At 59.1% G+C, this 15,054-nt stretch carries 15 protein-coding genes; 9 read left to right on the forward strand and 6 right to left on the reverse strand.

All coding sequences use genetic code 11. The features are described 5' to 3' along the window. The 8 genes from GOV88_RS09670 (at window position 1) to GOV88_RS09705 (ending at window position 8,199) form a co-directional block, all read left to right on the forward strand. On the forward strand, window positions 1-936 hold the full coding sequence (locus GOV88_RS09670) for a glycosyltransferase (protein WP_171123154.1): 936 nt from the start codon (window positions 1-3) through the stop codon (window positions 934-936). Window positions 937-977: 41 nt separating this feature from the next. Then, complete coding sequence (locus GOV88_RS09675; protein ID WP_171240281.1) at window positions 978-3,581, forward strand: glycoside hydrolase family 9 protein; 2,604 nt, start codon at window positions 978-980, stop codon at window positions 3,579-3,581. Between the two features lie 203 nt (window positions 3,582-3,784). Then, window positions 3,785-4,216 (forward strand): hypothetical protein, encoded by a 432-nt coding sequence (locus GOV88_RS09680; RefSeq protein ID WP_171240282.1) that lies wholly within the window; start codon window positions 3,785-3,787, stop codon window positions 4,214-4,216. Next, a complete protein-coding gene (locus GOV88_RS09685) occupies window positions 4,213-4,878 on the forward strand; it encodes a MotA/TolQ/ExbB proton channel family protein (protein ID WP_171123149.1) in 666 nt (221 codons plus the stop codon). The genes GOV88_RS09680 and GOV88_RS09685 overlap by 4 nt, the downstream gene beginning before the upstream one ends. Before the next feature lie 31 nt (window positions 4,879-4,909). Beyond that, on the forward strand, window positions 4,910-5,236 hold the full coding sequence (locus tag GOV88_RS09690) for a biopolymer transporter ExbD (RefSeq protein ID WP_171124047.1): 327 nt from the start codon (window positions 4,910-4,912) through the stop codon (window positions 5,234-5,236). Next, on the forward strand, window positions 5,233-5,610 hold the full coding sequence (locus GOV88_RS09695; protein WP_171123145.1) for a biopolymer transporter ExbD: 378 nt from the start codon (window positions 5,233-5,235) through the stop codon (window positions 5,608-5,610). The genes GOV88_RS09690 and GOV88_RS09695 overlap by 4 nt, the downstream gene beginning before the upstream one ends. After that, window positions 5,607-6,737: an energy transducer TonB gene (locus GOV88_RS09700; RefSeq protein ID WP_171240283.1), complete on the forward strand. Its 1,131-nt coding sequence runs from the start codon at window positions 5,607-5,609 to the stop codon at window positions 6,735-6,737. Before GOV88_RS09695 ends, GOV88_RS09700 begins: the two co-directional genes overlap by 4 nt. 418 nt (window positions 6,738-7,155) lie before the next feature. Continuing rightward, the gene (locus GOV88_RS09705; RefSeq protein ID WP_171240284.1) at window positions 7,156-8,199 is read left to right on the forward strand and encodes a porin; all 1,044 of its coding nucleotides are present in this window, start codon (window positions 7,156-7,158) and stop codon (window positions 8,197-8,199) included. Between the two features lie 64 nt (window positions 8,200-8,263). Here the strand turns inward: GOV88_RS09705 and GOV88_RS09710 are convergent, their stop codons facing one another. From GOV88_RS09710 to GOV88_RS09730, 5 genes are read right to left on the reverse strand one after another with little or no spacing between them, the layout of a single operon-like run. Further along, complete coding sequence (locus GOV88_RS09710; RefSeq protein WP_171240285.1) at window positions 8,264-8,806, reverse strand: DUF3833 domain-containing protein; 543 nt, start codon at window positions 8,804-8,806, stop codon at window positions 8,264-8,266. Then, window positions 8,803-9,420: a DUF3833 domain-containing protein gene (locus GOV88_RS09715; RefSeq protein WP_171240286.1), complete on the reverse strand. Its 618-nt coding sequence runs from the start codon at window positions 9,418-9,420 to the stop codon at window positions 8,803-8,805. The genes GOV88_RS09710 and GOV88_RS09715 overlap by 4 nt, the downstream gene beginning before the upstream one ends. Next, window positions 9,417-10,640 carry an MFS transporter gene (locus tag GOV88_RS09720; protein ID WP_171240287.1) on the reverse strand — a complete coding sequence of 408 codons (1,224 nt, stop codon included), beginning with the start codon at window positions 10,638-10,640 and terminating at the stop codon, window positions 9,417-9,419. Before GOV88_RS09720 ends, GOV88_RS09715 begins: the two co-directional genes overlap by 4 nt. Continuing rightward, window positions 10,640-11,185 carry a hypothetical protein gene (locus tag GOV88_RS09725; RefSeq protein ID WP_171240288.1) on the reverse strand — a complete coding sequence of 182 codons (546 nt, stop codon included), beginning with the start codon at window positions 11,183-11,185 and terminating at the stop codon, window positions 10,640-10,642. The genes GOV88_RS09720 and GOV88_RS09725 overlap by 1 nt, the downstream gene beginning before the upstream one ends. Continuing rightward, window positions 11,136-12,470 (reverse strand): NAD(P)/FAD-dependent oxidoreductase, encoded by a 1,335-nt coding sequence (locus GOV88_RS09730; protein ID WP_171211613.1) that lies wholly within the window; start codon window positions 12,468-12,470, stop codon window positions 11,136-11,138. The genes GOV88_RS09725 and GOV88_RS09730 overlap by 50 nt, the downstream gene beginning before the upstream one ends. 191 nt (window positions 12,471-12,661) lie before the next feature. Between GOV88_RS09730 and GOV88_RS09735 the strand changes: the two genes are divergently transcribed. Beyond that, the gene (locus tag GOV88_RS09735) at window positions 12,662-13,387 is read left to right on the forward strand and encodes an SDR family oxidoreductase (protein ID WP_171123129.1); all 726 of its coding nucleotides are present in this window, start codon (window positions 12,662-12,664) and stop codon (window positions 13,385-13,387) included. 3 nt (window positions 13,388-13,390) lie between these two features. On the opposite strand, the gene GOV88_RS09740 is transcribed toward GOV88_RS09735, so the two are convergent. After that, on the reverse strand, window positions 13,391-15,043 hold the full coding sequence (locus GOV88_RS09740) for a DUF6504 family protein (protein WP_171240289.1): 1,653 nt from the start codon (window positions 15,041-15,043) through the stop codon (window positions 13,391-13,393). Between the last annotated feature and the right edge of the window lie 11 nt (window positions 15,044-15,054).

A 15,054-nucleotide genomic window follows, 5' to 3' on the forward strand; every position in this document is an offset into this window, starting at 1 on the left:
GTGGCGCATACCTCTGACGAACCGGTCTTTTCGATTGTCATTCCGGCCCGCAATATGGAGCGGTTTCTGGAAGAAACGCTTCAGAGTGTGCAGGACCAGACCCTTGCTGATTTTGAGGCGATCTGCGTCGACGATGGCTCAACGGACAACACCCGACAGATTGCGGATCGTTTTGCCCAATCGGACGACAGGTTTCACGCCGTGGACGGCCCGGCCAAAGGTGTCAGCGCGGCCCGAAACCTTGGCTTGAGCCGGGCCAAAGGAAAGTTTGTTCTGTTTCTGGACGCTGATGACCTGCTGCATGCGCAGGCGTTGGGCACGTTTTACGAAGCTTTGAAAAACTCCGACGCCATTGCCGCCGTAGCAGGGGTGCAGAGGATCGACGTGGACGGGCACCCTATGCGCGGGGCCGACAACCGCCACCTTGTGCCTGATCAGGATCAGTTGGCCGCGTTGTTGCGAAAGAACTTTGTGGTCAATGGGGGGGCACTAGCCGTCCGAACCGAAAGCGCCCAACGCTGCGGTGGGTACGACGAGTCTTTGGTCAATGGCGAAGACTGGGAATTCTGGTGCCGCCTGGCCCTTTTGGGTGAATTCGCCGTCGTGCAGGGGCCTGCATTGCTGAACTATCGCCAAGTCGCCAGTGGCGCCAATTTCGGGGCGCGCGGCCCGGCCTTTGCGCGGCGTGTACCGTGTATCGAAAAAATTGCGGTGAATCCTTTGATGAAAGAACGGTTCGGGTCGCGGTTGCGGTCGCTTCTGCGTGCGCGGCAAATTGATATCTTCTGGTCGGGCGTGCGAAATCAGTACCAGTACGGGCGCAAATCGGCGGCTCTGTTCGAAGGCGCCTGCGGTGCTGTTTTGTACCCCGACAGCCTGCTGCGCCCCCGCCTGATCTGGCGTTTCCTGCAGAGTTTGGATCGGACGGCGAAATGAGGTACGCTCGCTTTGTTTGATCCCGGGAGAGAATGCGGCTCATGATGTTCTCGCGACGTGCCATATTGCTCCAGGGTACTGCTCTGGCAGTGTCCGCCCCGATTGCGATCGCGCTGGTTTCTTCATTGCGCGCGGACAATCAGACCGAAACCCAATTGAGTTTCGTGGGTGATGACACCGTTCAGATCACGGTCATCGACACGCTGTTCGAAAGATCCGATCCAGTGGCGGTCAAACCCGAAGACAATCGCGAATGGGTTCCTGACCCCTATGTCTCATTTGGTTCGGTCGGTCGGCTCAACGGGCTGGACGGGTATTTCTCGGGCGATGCAAACGTGACCCAGCCGCAGCTTTTCACGGCGTGGCCCAAAGTGGTGCGCGATAGCAGGCTGTCTGGTTTCCGCACCGGATCAGAGCCGCATCAGAAGCACGCGCTTGCAGACCAGCCGGAAGGTTGGAGCGTTACCGTCAATGGACAACCCGTCACCGTTGTCGCGTTGTATCGCAAGTCTACCCCGATCCGGACCGAGGCACTGGACGTCCGCCGATGGGACAGCACCAAGCGTCACATTCTGACTTTCGTGTTGGACCAACCAATTCCGCAAGGGGCAGAGCTTTCCTTCAAAGGACCCACTGTCGCGACCATCCAAGGGCACAAGCCCGTCACAGCCTTCAGCGAAGCCGTGCACGTCTGTCAGGCAGGCTATCCGGTGAAGGGCCCAAAAAAAGCCTATGTCGGCGAGTGGTGGGGGCATGATCAGAACGGAATGCCCGGCAACACCGATGTCATTCTGACCGAACAAACCGGCTGGCGCTTGATTGATGAGGTGGACCGTACGGTTGTGCGCACCGGCACGCTGGAGCTTGTCAAACCCGCGACCGAACCGCACTGGAATGAAGAGAACTTCAATGGCTGTGATATCTATCAGGCTGATTTTTCGGATTTGGACAGGAATGGCGACTATCACCTGCACGTCGATGGATTAGGGGAATCCTTTCCATTCAAGGTATCCGATACCCCTTATGCCGATGCGCTAAGGTTGGCCGCGCGCTGGTATTATCATCAAAGATCGGGGTGCGAAATTGCCGAGCCATATGGCGAAGGCAGAACCCGACCTCGCAATGGCCACCCCGAAGACGGGCTGGTGGTGTGGCAAACCGACGTACAGCTTGGGCGAACATCCGAGGGCTATGACGGGTCGAGCGTTTTCAAGATCCTGCGCGAGCAACCAATCGGAAACGCGGGTCTTTCTGGATCCACCGCTGCATGGTCCGAGGACCTCAACCCAAATGCCTGGGGCGGATGGCACGACGCAGGGGATTGGGATCGCCGTATTCAGCACACCGATGTCGTCTATCACATGGCGCATATCGTCGAGGCGTTCGACTATGCCCGGACGCTGGACCTGAATATTCCCGAAAGCGGCAAATCATTTTCCGATGAATCTGTGCGCGCCCGTAAGAACAGCGACGATCGCGGGGACGGACAGACAGTTCTGCCCGATCTTATACACGAGGCATTGTGGGGCATTTCCCTGTGGCGCAGAACCCAGCGCGAGGATGGCGGCATAGGCGGAGGCGTTGAATACTCGAATTCGGGGATATTCGGCTCGGTTTCATGGAACCCTGTTCAGATTGCGTACAGCTATGGGCCGGAAGACTGGGCCTCGTACTGGTTTGCCTTTAGTACGGCGAAACTGGGCCACGTTATCAAGCACGTGTGCGGTGACATCACCCTGGGCGATAGTCTCATAGATGAGGCGGTCCGCGCCTGGTATTGGGCCGAGCAGGAGTTTCTGTCAAAAAATCCTTATGCACCCGCCCCACTGAACGAAGACGGGACCGAGCCAAAACCGGAAAAATGGGTGAGCGTCGTGTCGCGATCCCGTGTCGCGGCTGCCGCAAGTATCTACCGCGCCAGCGGCGACGCGACGGCCTTGAAGGTTTTCGAGGATAACAACCCGTTCGAGCCCTTATCTGATGATCCCGCCGAAGGCATTCAACGGGAAATCTTCCAGTTCTCGTATTATGATTATCTTCAGGCGGGACAGGAAGGCAGGCCAACAAACCCCGAGATCGTCAAGTCGATCAAAGGCTGGATTAGGTACCGCGTCAAACGGGCCGAGCGGATGGGGCGTGATTTTGGATTGCACAGCACCGCGACCTATCCGTGGGGTCCGGGTTGGCTTCGGTTTGGGCCGGGGTCGAATTGGCGGGCGGCGCATTTCGCCCTGTACTTTGCGGCCAATGGTGAGCTTCCGCCTGAAATGCAGGCGGCGGTGGTCGAAGGGATGTGGTTCGGATTGGGGTGCAATCCCTCAAATGTAAGCTTTGTGCAGGGCCTGGGTCGTCGGGATTACGCTGATCCGTTGTTGATTGACGGGAGGGGCAAACCGCCCATTCCCGGCCAGATCAGCTTTGGTGTCGCTGGCGGTGTCATGCACAAATGGGAACAGCAAAAGACTGACGGATCAATTTACCCGGCCGATCAACTGGCCTGGCCGAAATATGCCCAGATTTTCGAAAGCCGAACAATCGCGATCTCGTCCGAGCACGATATCAAGGCCAACGCGATGGAATGGCTGATCGCCTGCGCCATGGTCAATTACCAAGCACCAGAGGCGCCTCCCGAGCATGACGGGTAGACATCGGCCCAATTCCGGGCCTCTCATTGGTGCGGCTTCTATGGCTGTCTATCAACGGCGGAAATCCGAGCACGCGTAATCTCGTGGGGTCACAATGGTGTCGGTGACCCTTTCGTGCCCTAACTGTCTTGGATATGACGGTTACAGCGCCCGTCAGACATGCCGGTTGCTGATGACTGCGTCGAACAATTGGGAGCGCGCAAATGAAGTTTCGCCGTGTGGTGCTTGCCGCGATATTCGTTTCACTACCACTTGCAGCAGCAGCGCAGTCCGAGGGCGCGGACCAGACCGGGCTGTTGCTGGAACTGAACACCCTTCAGGATGTCGAAGGGGCCTGCCGATTGACGTTCCTGATTGACAACAAGACCGGTTCCGAAATTGACGCCGCAAGTTTCGAAACGGTGATTTTCGATGCTTCGGGCAGCGTGGTCAGCCTGTCGCTGTTCAACTTTCGCGATCTGCCCGCTGGTCGGCCGCGCGTGCGTCAGTTCGATTTGCCGGGCATGACATGCGCGGGGGTGGGTCGGGCGTTGATTAACGGTGCAAACACCTGCGTTGTTGCAGGCGCGGACAGTCAATTATGCGATGACACGCTGAAACTGAACAGCCGGACAGAAGTGGAGTTACTTGGATGAGCCCGCTGGATGCATTGCGCGAAATTCTGGCCCTTGGCGGGCCGGTTGTTGGAATTCTCATCGCAATGTCCGTGGTGACACTTGCAGTGACGCTCTACAAACTCTGGCAGTTTGCTGTGTCGGGCGTTGGGCGGCACCGTGTTCTGTCTCAGGCGCTTGCGGCATGGGATGACGGTGATGTCCGGCGTGCGCGTGCGCGATTGGCCGAGAGCCGCAGCTATCTTGCTCCGCTTGTCGGGGTTGCTATGGACGCGCCGGACACGCCGGGGCTGGATCAACGGCTGGACGCAGAGGCGGGGCTGGCGCTGGCAGGTTTGGAGCGAGGGTTCCGGCTGTTGGACACCGTGGCCCAGCTTGCGCCTTTGCTGGGTCTGTTCGGCACTGTGCTTGGCATGATCGAAGCCTTCCGCAGCCTTCAGTCCGCAGGCTCAACGGTTGATCCGTCCTTACTGGCTGGTGGTATCTGGGTTGCGCTGATCACGACGGCCGTTGGTCTCGCTGTTGCCATGCCGACCTCGATGGTTCTGTCCTGGTTCGAAAGCCGTACGGCGCGTGAACGGGTTTTCGCGGACAAGGCGCTGCGCACGGTGCTGGTGCCGGGTCAGGGTATTCCCGGCCCGGTTGATACCTCTGCGACAGCCGTCGCGCCCGAGCATGCGTAACCCTGCACCGTTCGTCAGGCGAAGATTGTCGATGACCCCGCTCATCGACGTTATCTTTCTGTTGCTTCTGTTTTTCATGCTGTCATCAACATTCGCCAAGTACGGCGAGATCGAGCTGAGCAATGCGACAGGTGGAGGCGCGGCCTCAGAAACCCCGGCAGAGCGGCATTTTGTGCAGCTTGGAACCGAGCGGCTTGATCTGAACGGTGCGCCGATCACGCTGGATGAGCTGGGTAATCAGCTTGAAACCGGGCAAGTTCTTGTCAGCCTCGATCCCGATACGACGTCGCAGCGTCTGGTTGATCTGTTGGTCCGGCTGCGTGGGCGTGACGAGCTCAACGTATTGGTGTTGGAATGATCCGGTCGATGCGTCCCCACCGCAAACGCGATTCCACCATCGCGCTGATCAACGTCGTTTTCCTGATGCTGATCTTTTTCCTGATCACGGGAACCGTGGCGCCTCCGTTGGATCCTGATCTGGATCTTGTCGACACATCGGATCTTGAAGGTCGCGAACCGCCCGATGCCCTGATCCTGCATGAGGATGGCCGCATCAGTTTTCGAGGCCAGACGACCGACGCTCAAGCCTATATGGAGGGTCGCGAACCCGGCGCGGTCCGGATCGTTCCCGATCGCGCAGCGCCCGCCCCCCGACTGATCGAGGTTACGGGCGAATTGCGCAGGCTGGGCGCGACATCGGTTTATGTTGTCACCGAGAAGGCGCTGGAATGATCCGGGGGTCGGTCGTCATAGCGGCTGTGGCCATTCTTGTATCGCTGTTTATTCACGTGATGGGCCTGACGTTCACGGCCCCAAGCCTGTCGGAACAACCAACTAATGAAAGCCCGGCGGACTCCGTGGCGCTGGGCAACACGTTCGAAGACCTTGCCGAAGTGATTGCCGAACCAGTTGAGCCAGAACCGCCCGAAGCGCCTGAACCGCCGGTCGAAGCGCCGGAAGAACCGCCCGAGGTGCCCGTCAGCGAGGCGCTTGTTGCGTCTGACAACCCGCAGGTGACACCCTCGCCGGATTTAGGGGATGCAGAGGTCGTACAACCGATTGCGACCGAGCCTGTTGAACCGGATGTAGCTGAGACCGAGAATACGTCAGAAGGTGACGACGCCGCCAGTCAGGAGGTGGACGAGACGCCACCGGTTGAGCCGTCCGAGGTTGTTGAAACGCCCGAAGGTGCGCCTGACGTGGTTGCAACACAGGTTGAACCCGTGGAGCCAGAGCCGCAACAGCTTGCCGCACTTCCATCACCCGAAGTCGCGCCTGTCCTCGAAGTGTCGCCTGCCCCAGTGGTGCCGCTGGAAAACGAAGCCGTTGAGCCCGATCTGCCGACGTCTGCTGAATCCCCGGACGACACCGGCGAAACCTCAGACCTTGCGGTGACGTCTTCGATACGCCCGCAGCGACCAGAGCGCACACCCGCTCCGCAAAGACAGGGGGTTCAAGGCGGTGCGCGGGATTTCAGCGCGCTTAGATTTCCGTCGCAGGAGGTAGAGTCGCCACTGACCACTTACCGGCGCAGGGGGATTGACGCATTCACCTCGGGCAATACCGGCAGTCGCTCTGGCGGGCGCGGACCGGGGAACTCGAACACGACCAATTACGCGGGCCGGGTGCTGGTACATCTAAATCGCGCGCCGGTGGTGTTTGTGTCTGCGCGCGGCTTTGCGCAGGTGTTTTTCCAGATCAACCCGGATGGATCGCTGGCTTGGGTTGATGTCGTGGACAGCTCCGGATCGCCCGAAGTGGACCGCGCAGCCAGAGCGCAGGTGCGGGCGGCCTCGCCCTTCCCGCCGCCGCCGGGTGGGGCAAGCCGAAAACTCTCGTTCTTCTATACAAGCAATTGAAGGATCCCACAGGTGGGCTGATTGCACAGCCGGGCGTGCAACTTGCGCCGATTCAGGCCCTTCACCAATGCCTTTTCGAGCAGGATTCTCTTGCTGGACTGTTCGAATTAGGTAAAAATTTCAAATGCTTGAAGAACTTACAATTTCAGCCGACGGTACACTTGCCCAGATTTAAAGGGGTGGTTTTGTATTTTTGTGTTCAAATTTTTGTAACGATTCCGGTGACAACCCTGAACCGCCTGTAAACACACGCAAAATGGTTTTGTGTTTCGAAAAAAATGTTGTGCAAACATGCAACAGAATTCCGCGCTCTCAATTTGAAATGCTGCGGACCCATTGTGCACGTAGGGATTTTCTTTGAAGACGCGGCCAGCCGCAATTTTGTGGCTACACTCCTCTCAAAACTTATGGATAAACCATGAAAAAAGTACTCTTTGCATCGACCGCGCTGCTTGCGACCGCAAGCGTTGCCGCGGCTGAAATTCGGTTCAGCGGTTACGGCCGTTTTGGTGTTGGCTACCAAGAAGACCGCACCGGCACGGTTGCGAACTTCACCACCACAGCAAGCGGCGACGTTGTTCGCGGATCCGGCGGCGTAGCTGACCCGGACGCCGTGGCTGAAGACGTCGACACCGACAACACCATCCTGGTCTCGCGCTTCCGTCTGAACATCGACGCAAACGTCGAAACCGACAGCGGCGTTGAATTCCAGGGCCGTGTTCGTCTGCAAGCTGACGACGACTCGGGCAATGGCGAGCAAAACGAAGCTGGTCTGAACGGCGCACGTTTCTCGGTCATCTACAGCGGTCTGCGCGTTGACGCCGGCAACGTTTCGGGTTCGTTCGACAACCTGGGTGACTACTTCGGTACCGAGCCGGGCCTGGAACAGTTCCTGGGTCAGTACTCGGGCGTCAACTACTCGTTCCTCGAGTACAGCTCGACCGGTTCGGGCGCAAACGGCGTGTTCTTCCAGTACGCAGTTGGCGACCTGTCGTTCGGTGCTTCGTATGACCAGCGTACCCTGGCTTTGGCGGGTCAACCCCAAGACGCGGACCGTTGGGACATCTTCGCAAGCTACGTCTTCAACAACATCACTGCATCGCTGGCCTATGGTCAAACGGATCTGGTTGACGGCGAAGACCAAAGCCTGACCGTCTTCACGCTGGGCGCTGAACTGGGCGACTTCTACGGCACCCTGTTCGTTGCAGACGATGACGTCATCGACGACGCGGAAAACGGCACCGCCTACGGTTTCTCGGTTTCTTACGACCTGGGCGCAGCAACTACCCTGCAGCTGGTTTACGGCGACGGTTCGGCTGACGACGACACCCGCAACATCGGTGTTGGCGCCATCTACGACCTGGGCGGCGGTGCATCGCTGCGCGGCGCAGTCGGCGAGATCAAGGACGGTGACGACGATGGTCGCATCCGTGCTGACTTCGGTGCTCAGTTCAACTTCTAAGTTGACCTGAACCATCAAGGTTCAAGGGCGGGTCGTCTGACCCGCCCTTTCTTGTTTCAGCTTTCTACTTCTTTTCGAAAAATAGAATGACTTCGCCCAACCGGACACCGTACCGCGAGACATAGGCGCGGTTCAGCAGGCGATCGTCTGACAGCAGCCACATCCAGTCATCGAAATTGACCCGCATCGTGCCGTCCTTGACGGGCAGGTCGATCTTGTATTTCCAGTTGAACGTGTCTCCGCGCTCTACTCCGCTGGCGGTTCCAAGAACGCCGGGCGCGGTACCGGTCCAGGTGTCCTCACCCGTTTTGGTCAGCGTCCAGATCCGCTGTTCCTTGGCACCATCATCATAGACGAAATCCTCAACCAGCGTCAGGGTTTCGCCGTCCCATGTGCCTTCGATTTCGACGGCGAACCGGCGCGGGACGTTGCCCAGAATGTCCTGAAACTGACCATAGGCGACGGTCTTGCCTTCAAAGAACTCTTCAAGGTTCAACTGGCGGTCAGACAAGAAGGTTTTGGGCACGCGCGGTTTGGCCGAGCAGGATGCCAGAACGGTCACACCGACAATCGCAATCGCCCAGATCAGAAAACGCCGCCAGTTCATTGAACCGTCCTCGTTTCTGTTGTGCTGTAATAGCCATTCGCGCCGTTCAGATGGGCAGCCTTGGTTTCCAGTGCAGGACGCATCGTGGCAACCAGTTCAGCGACCTTGATGCCGAATTTGCGCATCTCGGACCTGTTCATGATCACCCCGTTTTCGGTCAGGTACATCCAGTCGGTAACATCCAGCGTATGCCCTCCGGCGTCTTCGGGCAGGATGATGCGATAGGTCAGTTTGACGGTCGCCCCCGAAATCGTACCTTTCCCTTCACCCACGATGTCGTCCGCTGTTGCGGTAAAGGTATTCCCGGTGCCCAGTGTCAGATACCATTTGCGGGTCATTTCTTTGCCGTTGGAATAGGTAAAGTACTCGGCCAGCGTTCCGGTATTTCCGTCCCATTCCCCGACCATGCGGGCGACAAAGCTGTTCGACATCTTGCCGTTGGGTCCATAGATCAGCCCCTCGGACAGGATTTCACCGTTCAGCGCCTCTTTCATTTTGAATGCGGGTCCTGTCCCGGCATAGTCCGCAGGCGATTGCGCGCGAAAACTCAGAAGGCGGCCTCTGGCGACAAGAATGGCGAGGATGGCGAGTAGAAGGGTTACGACAAGGTTCATTTGGCTGATACCTCAGTTGGCAGCGTCAGGACCATTCCGAACGCGCCGAGTTTCAGGATGCAGGGCAAAACGGCATAGGCGAGGTTAAGCGTCTGCAACGCCGCCGCCGAATTGGTTTGTCCCGGTGTAAAGCCGCTGCGTTCCAGCAACGGCAGAGTGAAGAAGGCCGCGAGAGCAAGGCCCAGCTTGCCTGCGAAGGACCAGATACCAAACGCAGCCGACGCGTTCAGACCGGCACGGGTCAGGGCGACCGAAAACATTGCGGGCAGCACGACCATGTCCGCACCCAACGCCGCACCTGAAGCCAGACAGATCAGGGCGAACCCGGTCAGGTTTCCGGCGGATAATGTAGCTGCGCCGATAAACCCAGCAATCGCCAGCGGCATCGCGATCATCAGAGTCTGTTTCGACCCAATTCGATTGCTAAGGCGTGCCCACAAAGGAACGCTCGCCCCGGCGCTGAGGAAGAACAGGATCAGCAGAGGACCGGCCATTCCGCGCAGTTGCAGACGGTCTTCCACAAAAAACAGAAACAGGGTCGATGTTATCGCAACAGGCAAACTGTTGATCAGCGCCAGCGCCAGCAGACGCAGCGCCCCAGACTGGCCTAACCCAGCAACAGACAATCCCTGACCGGTGATCGGGGTGCGCTGCCAGATAGGAAAGGTCAAGATCAGCGTGACGATGGCCAGAACGCCCAGAAACAGTCCAAAGGCAGGATAGCCCTGAGCGCCCGCGCCAAAGGCCACAAACAGGGCGGGTGCGCTTGCGGCAAGAACGACTCCGGCCAATTGCCCGCCTTCGCGAAAAGCCGCAAGGGTCATAAGCTCTTTGGCCTCGGGGTGTTTCGCCAGCGTGGCGCTGCGGCCGTAGAGCAGGATTGTCCCAAGGCTGTAGGCGGAAAAGAGAAGTATCAGAGTAGACACTAACACGGACAGTTTTGCCCCATCGGGCAACGAAAACAGTAGTGGAAACCCAACGGCGAGGCCAAGTGCGGCCAGTGTCGCGAACAGTGCCTGCGCCCTTGGCCAGCGATCTATGGCCCAGCCGATCAACGGATCTTGGATCAGGTCCACCAGACGGATCACCAAAAGCACGGTTCCGATGACCCCCAGCCCAATACCAAGATTGACGGCAGCAAAACGTGGCAAGTGAATATAGAGCGGAATACCCGCCGCAGCGAGCATCAGCGCATAGAGACTGACGCGCGGGTACAGCATCACTGCCCCTTCAACTGACGGGTAAAGCTGGCGCTCCGTGTGTCTGCGCCGAGGAAAATGGACATGAAGGCCCGTTTTGCGCCGGGATAGGACAGCGTGCAGGTCTTTTGTCCGTTGCGCCAAAACTCGACCTTGTTGGGGCCTTCTGATATCGCGATATAGCTATCGCCCTTGCCGACCGCCTTAAAGCAACCCTCAAGCGCGCTTTGCGACGGTGCTGGATTCCCTTGCCGCGCCATCTCTTCCAACGTAGACTCGACCAGAGCCTTTTGCTTGAGGGTCTTCCGGTAGGTCAGCTTGAGGCCAAAATCGGCGTCCCAACTGAACGCCGCGCCGTTCGGAGTGAAAAGCTGCGCGTCATAAACCGGTATGCCCAGAAACCGAAAGGTCGCGCTGCCGACCTGCTGCGGGTTGGACAGGTTTTGCGAGATCGGAGAGGCCGCCAGCCCCCCCGGTATCAGTACCGTAAGGGATACCAGTGCAGCGCAGCAGGTATCACAGATCCGCTGAGACAGGGATGGCCGGATCTTTTGCAAGAATGCCATTTTCCGCTCCGAGGGTTTGCGGGGCGCCGTTCAAAAGCCCGACGACATGCATCGCGCTGGCGATCCCGTCTTCGTGAAAACCGTGCCGGTTGTAAGCACCGGCAAACCAGGTTCGGTTCTGTCCCTGCATCTCGCGGATTTGCCCTTGTGCCTTTAGGGCGGCCTTGTCGAATACCGGGTGGGCGAACTCGACCTGGTCATAAATTTTATCCGCAGGAATGTCTGAACCCGCGTTCAGCGATACAAACAATGGATCGCTGTCGGGGATGTTCTGCAAACGGTTCATCCAATAGGTCACGCCCACGTTTCCAGCTTGCGAGCGATAGGTCCAACTGGACCAGCACGCGCGTCTCCGGGGCATCTGGCGGGGGTCGCAATGCAGGATCGCGGTGTTCGGCTGATACCGGATCGCGCCCAGAGCGTCCCTTTCGTCAGGTGTCGCACTATCGCCGAGGATGGCCAGAGATTGATCGGAGTGGGTGGCCAGAATGATTTCATCGAACTGGTCGATATGTCCTTGGCTGTGAACCGTGACACCGGCCTCGTCGCGCTGCACGTGATCGACAGGGGCGGCCAGACGGATGTCGCAGCCGCGCCCGCGCAGGGCGGCGTCGATGCGGCGGACATATTCGATACTGCCGCCTTTGACCGTGTACCACTGATGCTGTTTGGCGCGTCCGCTGGCCAAAAGCGCGTGGTTGCGGAAAAACTGAACCAGAGATCGAGCCGGGAATTGATCCACGAACTCGACCGGGGTTGACCAGATCGCACCACACATCGGCATCAGGTAATTATGGCGGAACCAGTGACCAAGACGCAGTTGGTCGACCAATTCACCGATGGTGGTGTCATCATCCTGCGCCGCAATAGGGGCCTCTTTGCCGAACCGCAGGATGTCCGCGATCATCTTGTAATATGCCGGACGCGCCAGATTGCGTTTCTGGGCTGTCAATGTACGCAGATTGTTCAGGCCGTATTCGATGCGGCCATTGTCGATTGTCGCGCCAAAACTCATTTCCGATTTGATGACGGGGACATTCAGCTCATCGAACAGTTTTGTCAGATAGGGGTAGGTCACATAGTTGAAGACGATGAAACCGGTATCCACCGGCTGATCGCCATTCTTGCCCGCCATTACCGTTCTGGCGTGGCCACCCAGTCTGGGTTCGGCCTCAAAGACGGTCACGTCGTTATTTTCTGAAAGGTAGTAAGCTGCGGAGAGACCTGAGATTCCTGCGCCAATTACTGCGATTTTTTTCCGGACGCCCCGGGATTCGTCGAACATTCAAGCCTCGTTATGTGACATTTTACAATAAGATACGCAGAAAGGGCCGGGGTGGATCAATCGGGTTATGAGAATTTCAGCAATGAATATTGCCAGATCTTTAGGCATTTAGGCCTGTTTCCGGTCCCGGCGCGTGATCCATTGCCTTGGCGTGGCCGTAAAAGCATCACACGAAACGAAACGGTCGTCGCATGAGCAGCTTTGAAGGAAAAACCTATTGGATTATCGGCGCAAGCGAGGGCTTGGGGCGCGCTCTGGCCGACGCGCTTAACCATCAGGGGGCGCACCTGATCCTGTCCGCGCGCAATGCCGATCGTCTGAACGAAATCTGCGCAACGCTTCCCAATGCTCGGTCCATACCGATGGATGTGACCGATTTAGACTCAGTTCGTGACGCAGTAGCCAAGGCCGGGCCTGTTGATGGGCTGGTCTATAATGCGGGCGCTTATGATCCGATGCGTAGTGCTGACTGGAACACCGAAGCGGCCCTGGCCATGAGCGATGTCAACTATCTGGGTGCCATTCGCGTGTTAGGGGAAACAGTTCCGGGATTTGTTCAAGCCGGTCGCGGTGAAATTACCTTGATCGGGTCCCTGGCGGGGTATCATGGTCTGCCAGCCGCTATCGGGTATGGGGCAAGCAAGGCGGCGTTGATTTCATTGGCGGAAACCATGCGACACGATCTGGCTGGAACTGGCGTGACCGTGCGGATCGTCAATCCGGGCTTCATCAAAACCCGCCTGACCGAGAAGAACAGTTTCAAGATGCCGATGCTGATGACGCCCGAGGATGCCGCGAATCGCGTGGTCAAGGCGATGTCGCGGCGTCGGTTCCGTACTGATTTCCCTGCTCCGTTTTCCTGGGTGATCCGATTGATCGACTATCTGCCTGATATTCTTGTCTATCGCGGAAAATAGACTCTAACAAAACTGACCGTGGCAAAACCAACCCGCTGACATGGTGCCGCCATGTCCGTAGAACAGCCAGAGCCGTTCCCCTTGTTCGGTCACCACCACCCAGTAATCGCGCACGCCGCTGCGCCAGTTGGGGTCGTCCAGCCACCATTCCGACGCGATCCGTTCCGGGCCGGTCGCTTGTGCCAACTGCCAGTCGCGCCCACGCCAGCGAAAGGTGCTGGGCACGTCCGGAGTGTCTGGGGCCATCACCGGTTCGGGTTGCCACATCTGCAAGGGGCGCGGGCGCGGCGGCGCGGGCCAGTCGCGCGCAGGTTCCGACCATGCGGCAGCCAGCACCTGCGCGGTCTTCTCGGGGATGTGCGAGGCCGCAGGGTGCCGTCGTGTGATCGCCTCCAACCCGACCCGTGCGCCCAGTTTACCGATCAGGTCCTCGACGGCGGTGTTGCCCGCTAACCGCTCGCGCACGGCGCGGCGTGCTTCGGCATGGCCGGTCATGGTGCGCGCGTGGATCGGTTCGGTCTGCACCGCTTCAAGCCGCAGCATGTCGATGCCATAACCCGCGTCAATCTTATCAATTTTCATCTCTAATAAAGGGCGAATGCGATGTTTGTCATAGCTCGGGCGGGCCAGACCGACCTCGATAACCTCGGCTGCCTGATCGGCACGATGTGCCTCAAGCCGTAATGTTCGTACCCCGCGGGCTTTCTCCTCCAGCTTGGAGCAAAGGATGGGCAGAACCCGGTCGATGGCGGCCATCACATCCTCGGTCAGGCCAATCGGGTTGGGCAGAGTCATCCGCACCGCAAAGTGATGCGGCGGGCGGGCGGGTGAGACCGGCTCGGGCGCGCTGCCCATCGCCTGATCCAGCCGCAGCACCAGCCCGCGCCCGAACCGTCGGGCCAGTGAGGCACGCGGTTGCCCCAGCAGGTCGCCGATCCGGCGCAGGCCCAGACGGTTCAACTGCGCCACCACCTGATCCTCAAGCCGCAGCGCCGCGATGGGCAAGGGGCTGAGCGCGCCATAAGATTGCCCCGGTGCTGCAATCCGCGCGCCTCCACCCAATGCCATCACCTGCGGCGCGGCCCCGCCCTTGGTCCAGTGCCGCCGCTTGGTGGCGCGGGCGCGGGTGGCGCGCGCCTCTTGGCTGATGGCGTCGCCGTTGCGGTCCGATGTAGCCTCTTGCCCGGCATAACGCGCCAGCGCCCAAGCTGCGCCCAGCGTATCGGCGATGCCCATCTGCACGCTGAGACCCATATCAGCGCAGTCGGTCTCAATCACGTTCAGCAGCGCCTCTTCCCCACCGAACAGATGCGCGCAGCCCGACAGGTCAACGATCAACCCATCCGGTGCTTCTTCGGCCACCCACGGGCTGAACTTGCCCACCCAACGGCGCAGCGCGGTCAGGAACGCCGCCTCGGCCGGGACGTTGCGGGGGCGGGTGATCAGGGCGGCGCACATGGCGTGGGCATCGCGCACAGGCTGACCGACACGCAACCCGGCGGCCTGCGCCTGATCATTCAGCGAGGTGACAACCTGCATGTTCGACTGTTCGGCCACCACAGCCAAAGGCCCATCCTGCAGCCCCAGCGCGGCGCGGACCAGCCGTTCAGCCCCCAGGCGGGGGAACCAGAGTGAAAGTATTCGGCGTTTGGGCATCGGCAGACATC

This window comes from Ruegeria sp. HKCCA5491 (assembly GCF_013034565.1).
In the GTDB taxonomy this organism is placed as follows: domain Bacteria; phylum Pseudomonadota; class Alphaproteobacteria; order Rhodobacterales; family Rhodobacteraceae; genus Ruegeria.

What these genes read in the sequence shown, in the direction of transcription:
- GOV88_RS09710 (WP_171240285.1), bottom strand. Translation starts at nt 8,806, where the DNA reads ATGAACTGGCGGCGTTTTCTGATCTGGGCGATTGCGATTGTCGGTGTG.
- GOV88_RS09675 (WP_171240281.1), top strand. Translation starts at nt 978, where the DNA reads ATGATGTTCTCGCGACGTGCCATATTGCTCCAGGGTACTGCTCTGGCA.
- GOV88_RS09680 (WP_171240282.1), top strand. Translation starts at nt 3,785, where the DNA reads ATGAAGTTTCGCCGTGTGGTGCTTGCCGCGATATTCGTTTCACTACCA.
- GOV88_RS09700 (WP_171240283.1), top strand. Translation starts at nt 5,607, where the DNA reads ATGATCCGGGGGTCGGTCGTCATAGCGGCTGTGGCCATTCTTGTATCG.
- GOV88_RS09730 (WP_171211613.1), bottom strand. Translation starts at nt 12,470, where the DNA reads ATGTTCGACGAATCCCGGGGCGTCCGGAAAAAAATCGCAGTAATTGGC.
- GOV88_RS09685 (WP_171123149.1), top strand. Translation starts at nt 4,213, where the DNA reads ATGAGCCCGCTGGATGCATTGCGCGAAATTCTGGCCCTTGGCGGGCCG.
- GOV88_RS09720 (WP_171240287.1), bottom strand. Translation starts at nt 10,640, where the DNA reads ATGCTGTACCCGCGCGTCAGTCTCTATGCGCTGATGCTCGCTGCGGCG.
- GOV88_RS09725 (WP_171240288.1), bottom strand. Translation starts at nt 11,185, where the DNA reads ATGGCATTCTTGCAAAAGATCCGGCCATCCCTGTCTCAGCGGATCTGT.
- GOV88_RS09690 (WP_171124047.1), top strand. Translation starts at nt 4,910, where the DNA reads ATGACCCCGCTCATCGACGTTATCTTTCTGTTGCTTCTGTTTTTCATG.
- GOV88_RS09735 (WP_171123129.1), top strand. Translation starts at nt 12,662, where the DNA reads ATGAGCAGCTTTGAAGGAAAAACCTATTGGATTATCGGCGCAAGCGAG.
- GOV88_RS09695 (WP_171123145.1), top strand. Translation starts at nt 5,233, where the DNA reads ATGATCCGGTCGATGCGTCCCCACCGCAAACGCGATTCCACCATCGCG.
- GOV88_RS09715 (WP_171240286.1), bottom strand. Translation starts at nt 9,420, where the DNA reads ATGAACCTTGTCGTAACCCTTCTACTCGCCATCCTCGCCATTCTTGTC.
- GOV88_RS09705 (WP_171240284.1), top strand. Translation starts at nt 7,156, where the DNA reads ATGAAAAAAGTACTCTTTGCATCGACCGCGCTGCTTGCGACCGCAAGC.
- GOV88_RS09740 (WP_171240289.1), bottom strand. Translation starts at nt 15,043, where the DNA reads ATGCCCAAACGCCGAATACTTTCACTCTGGTTCCCCCGCCTGGGGGCT.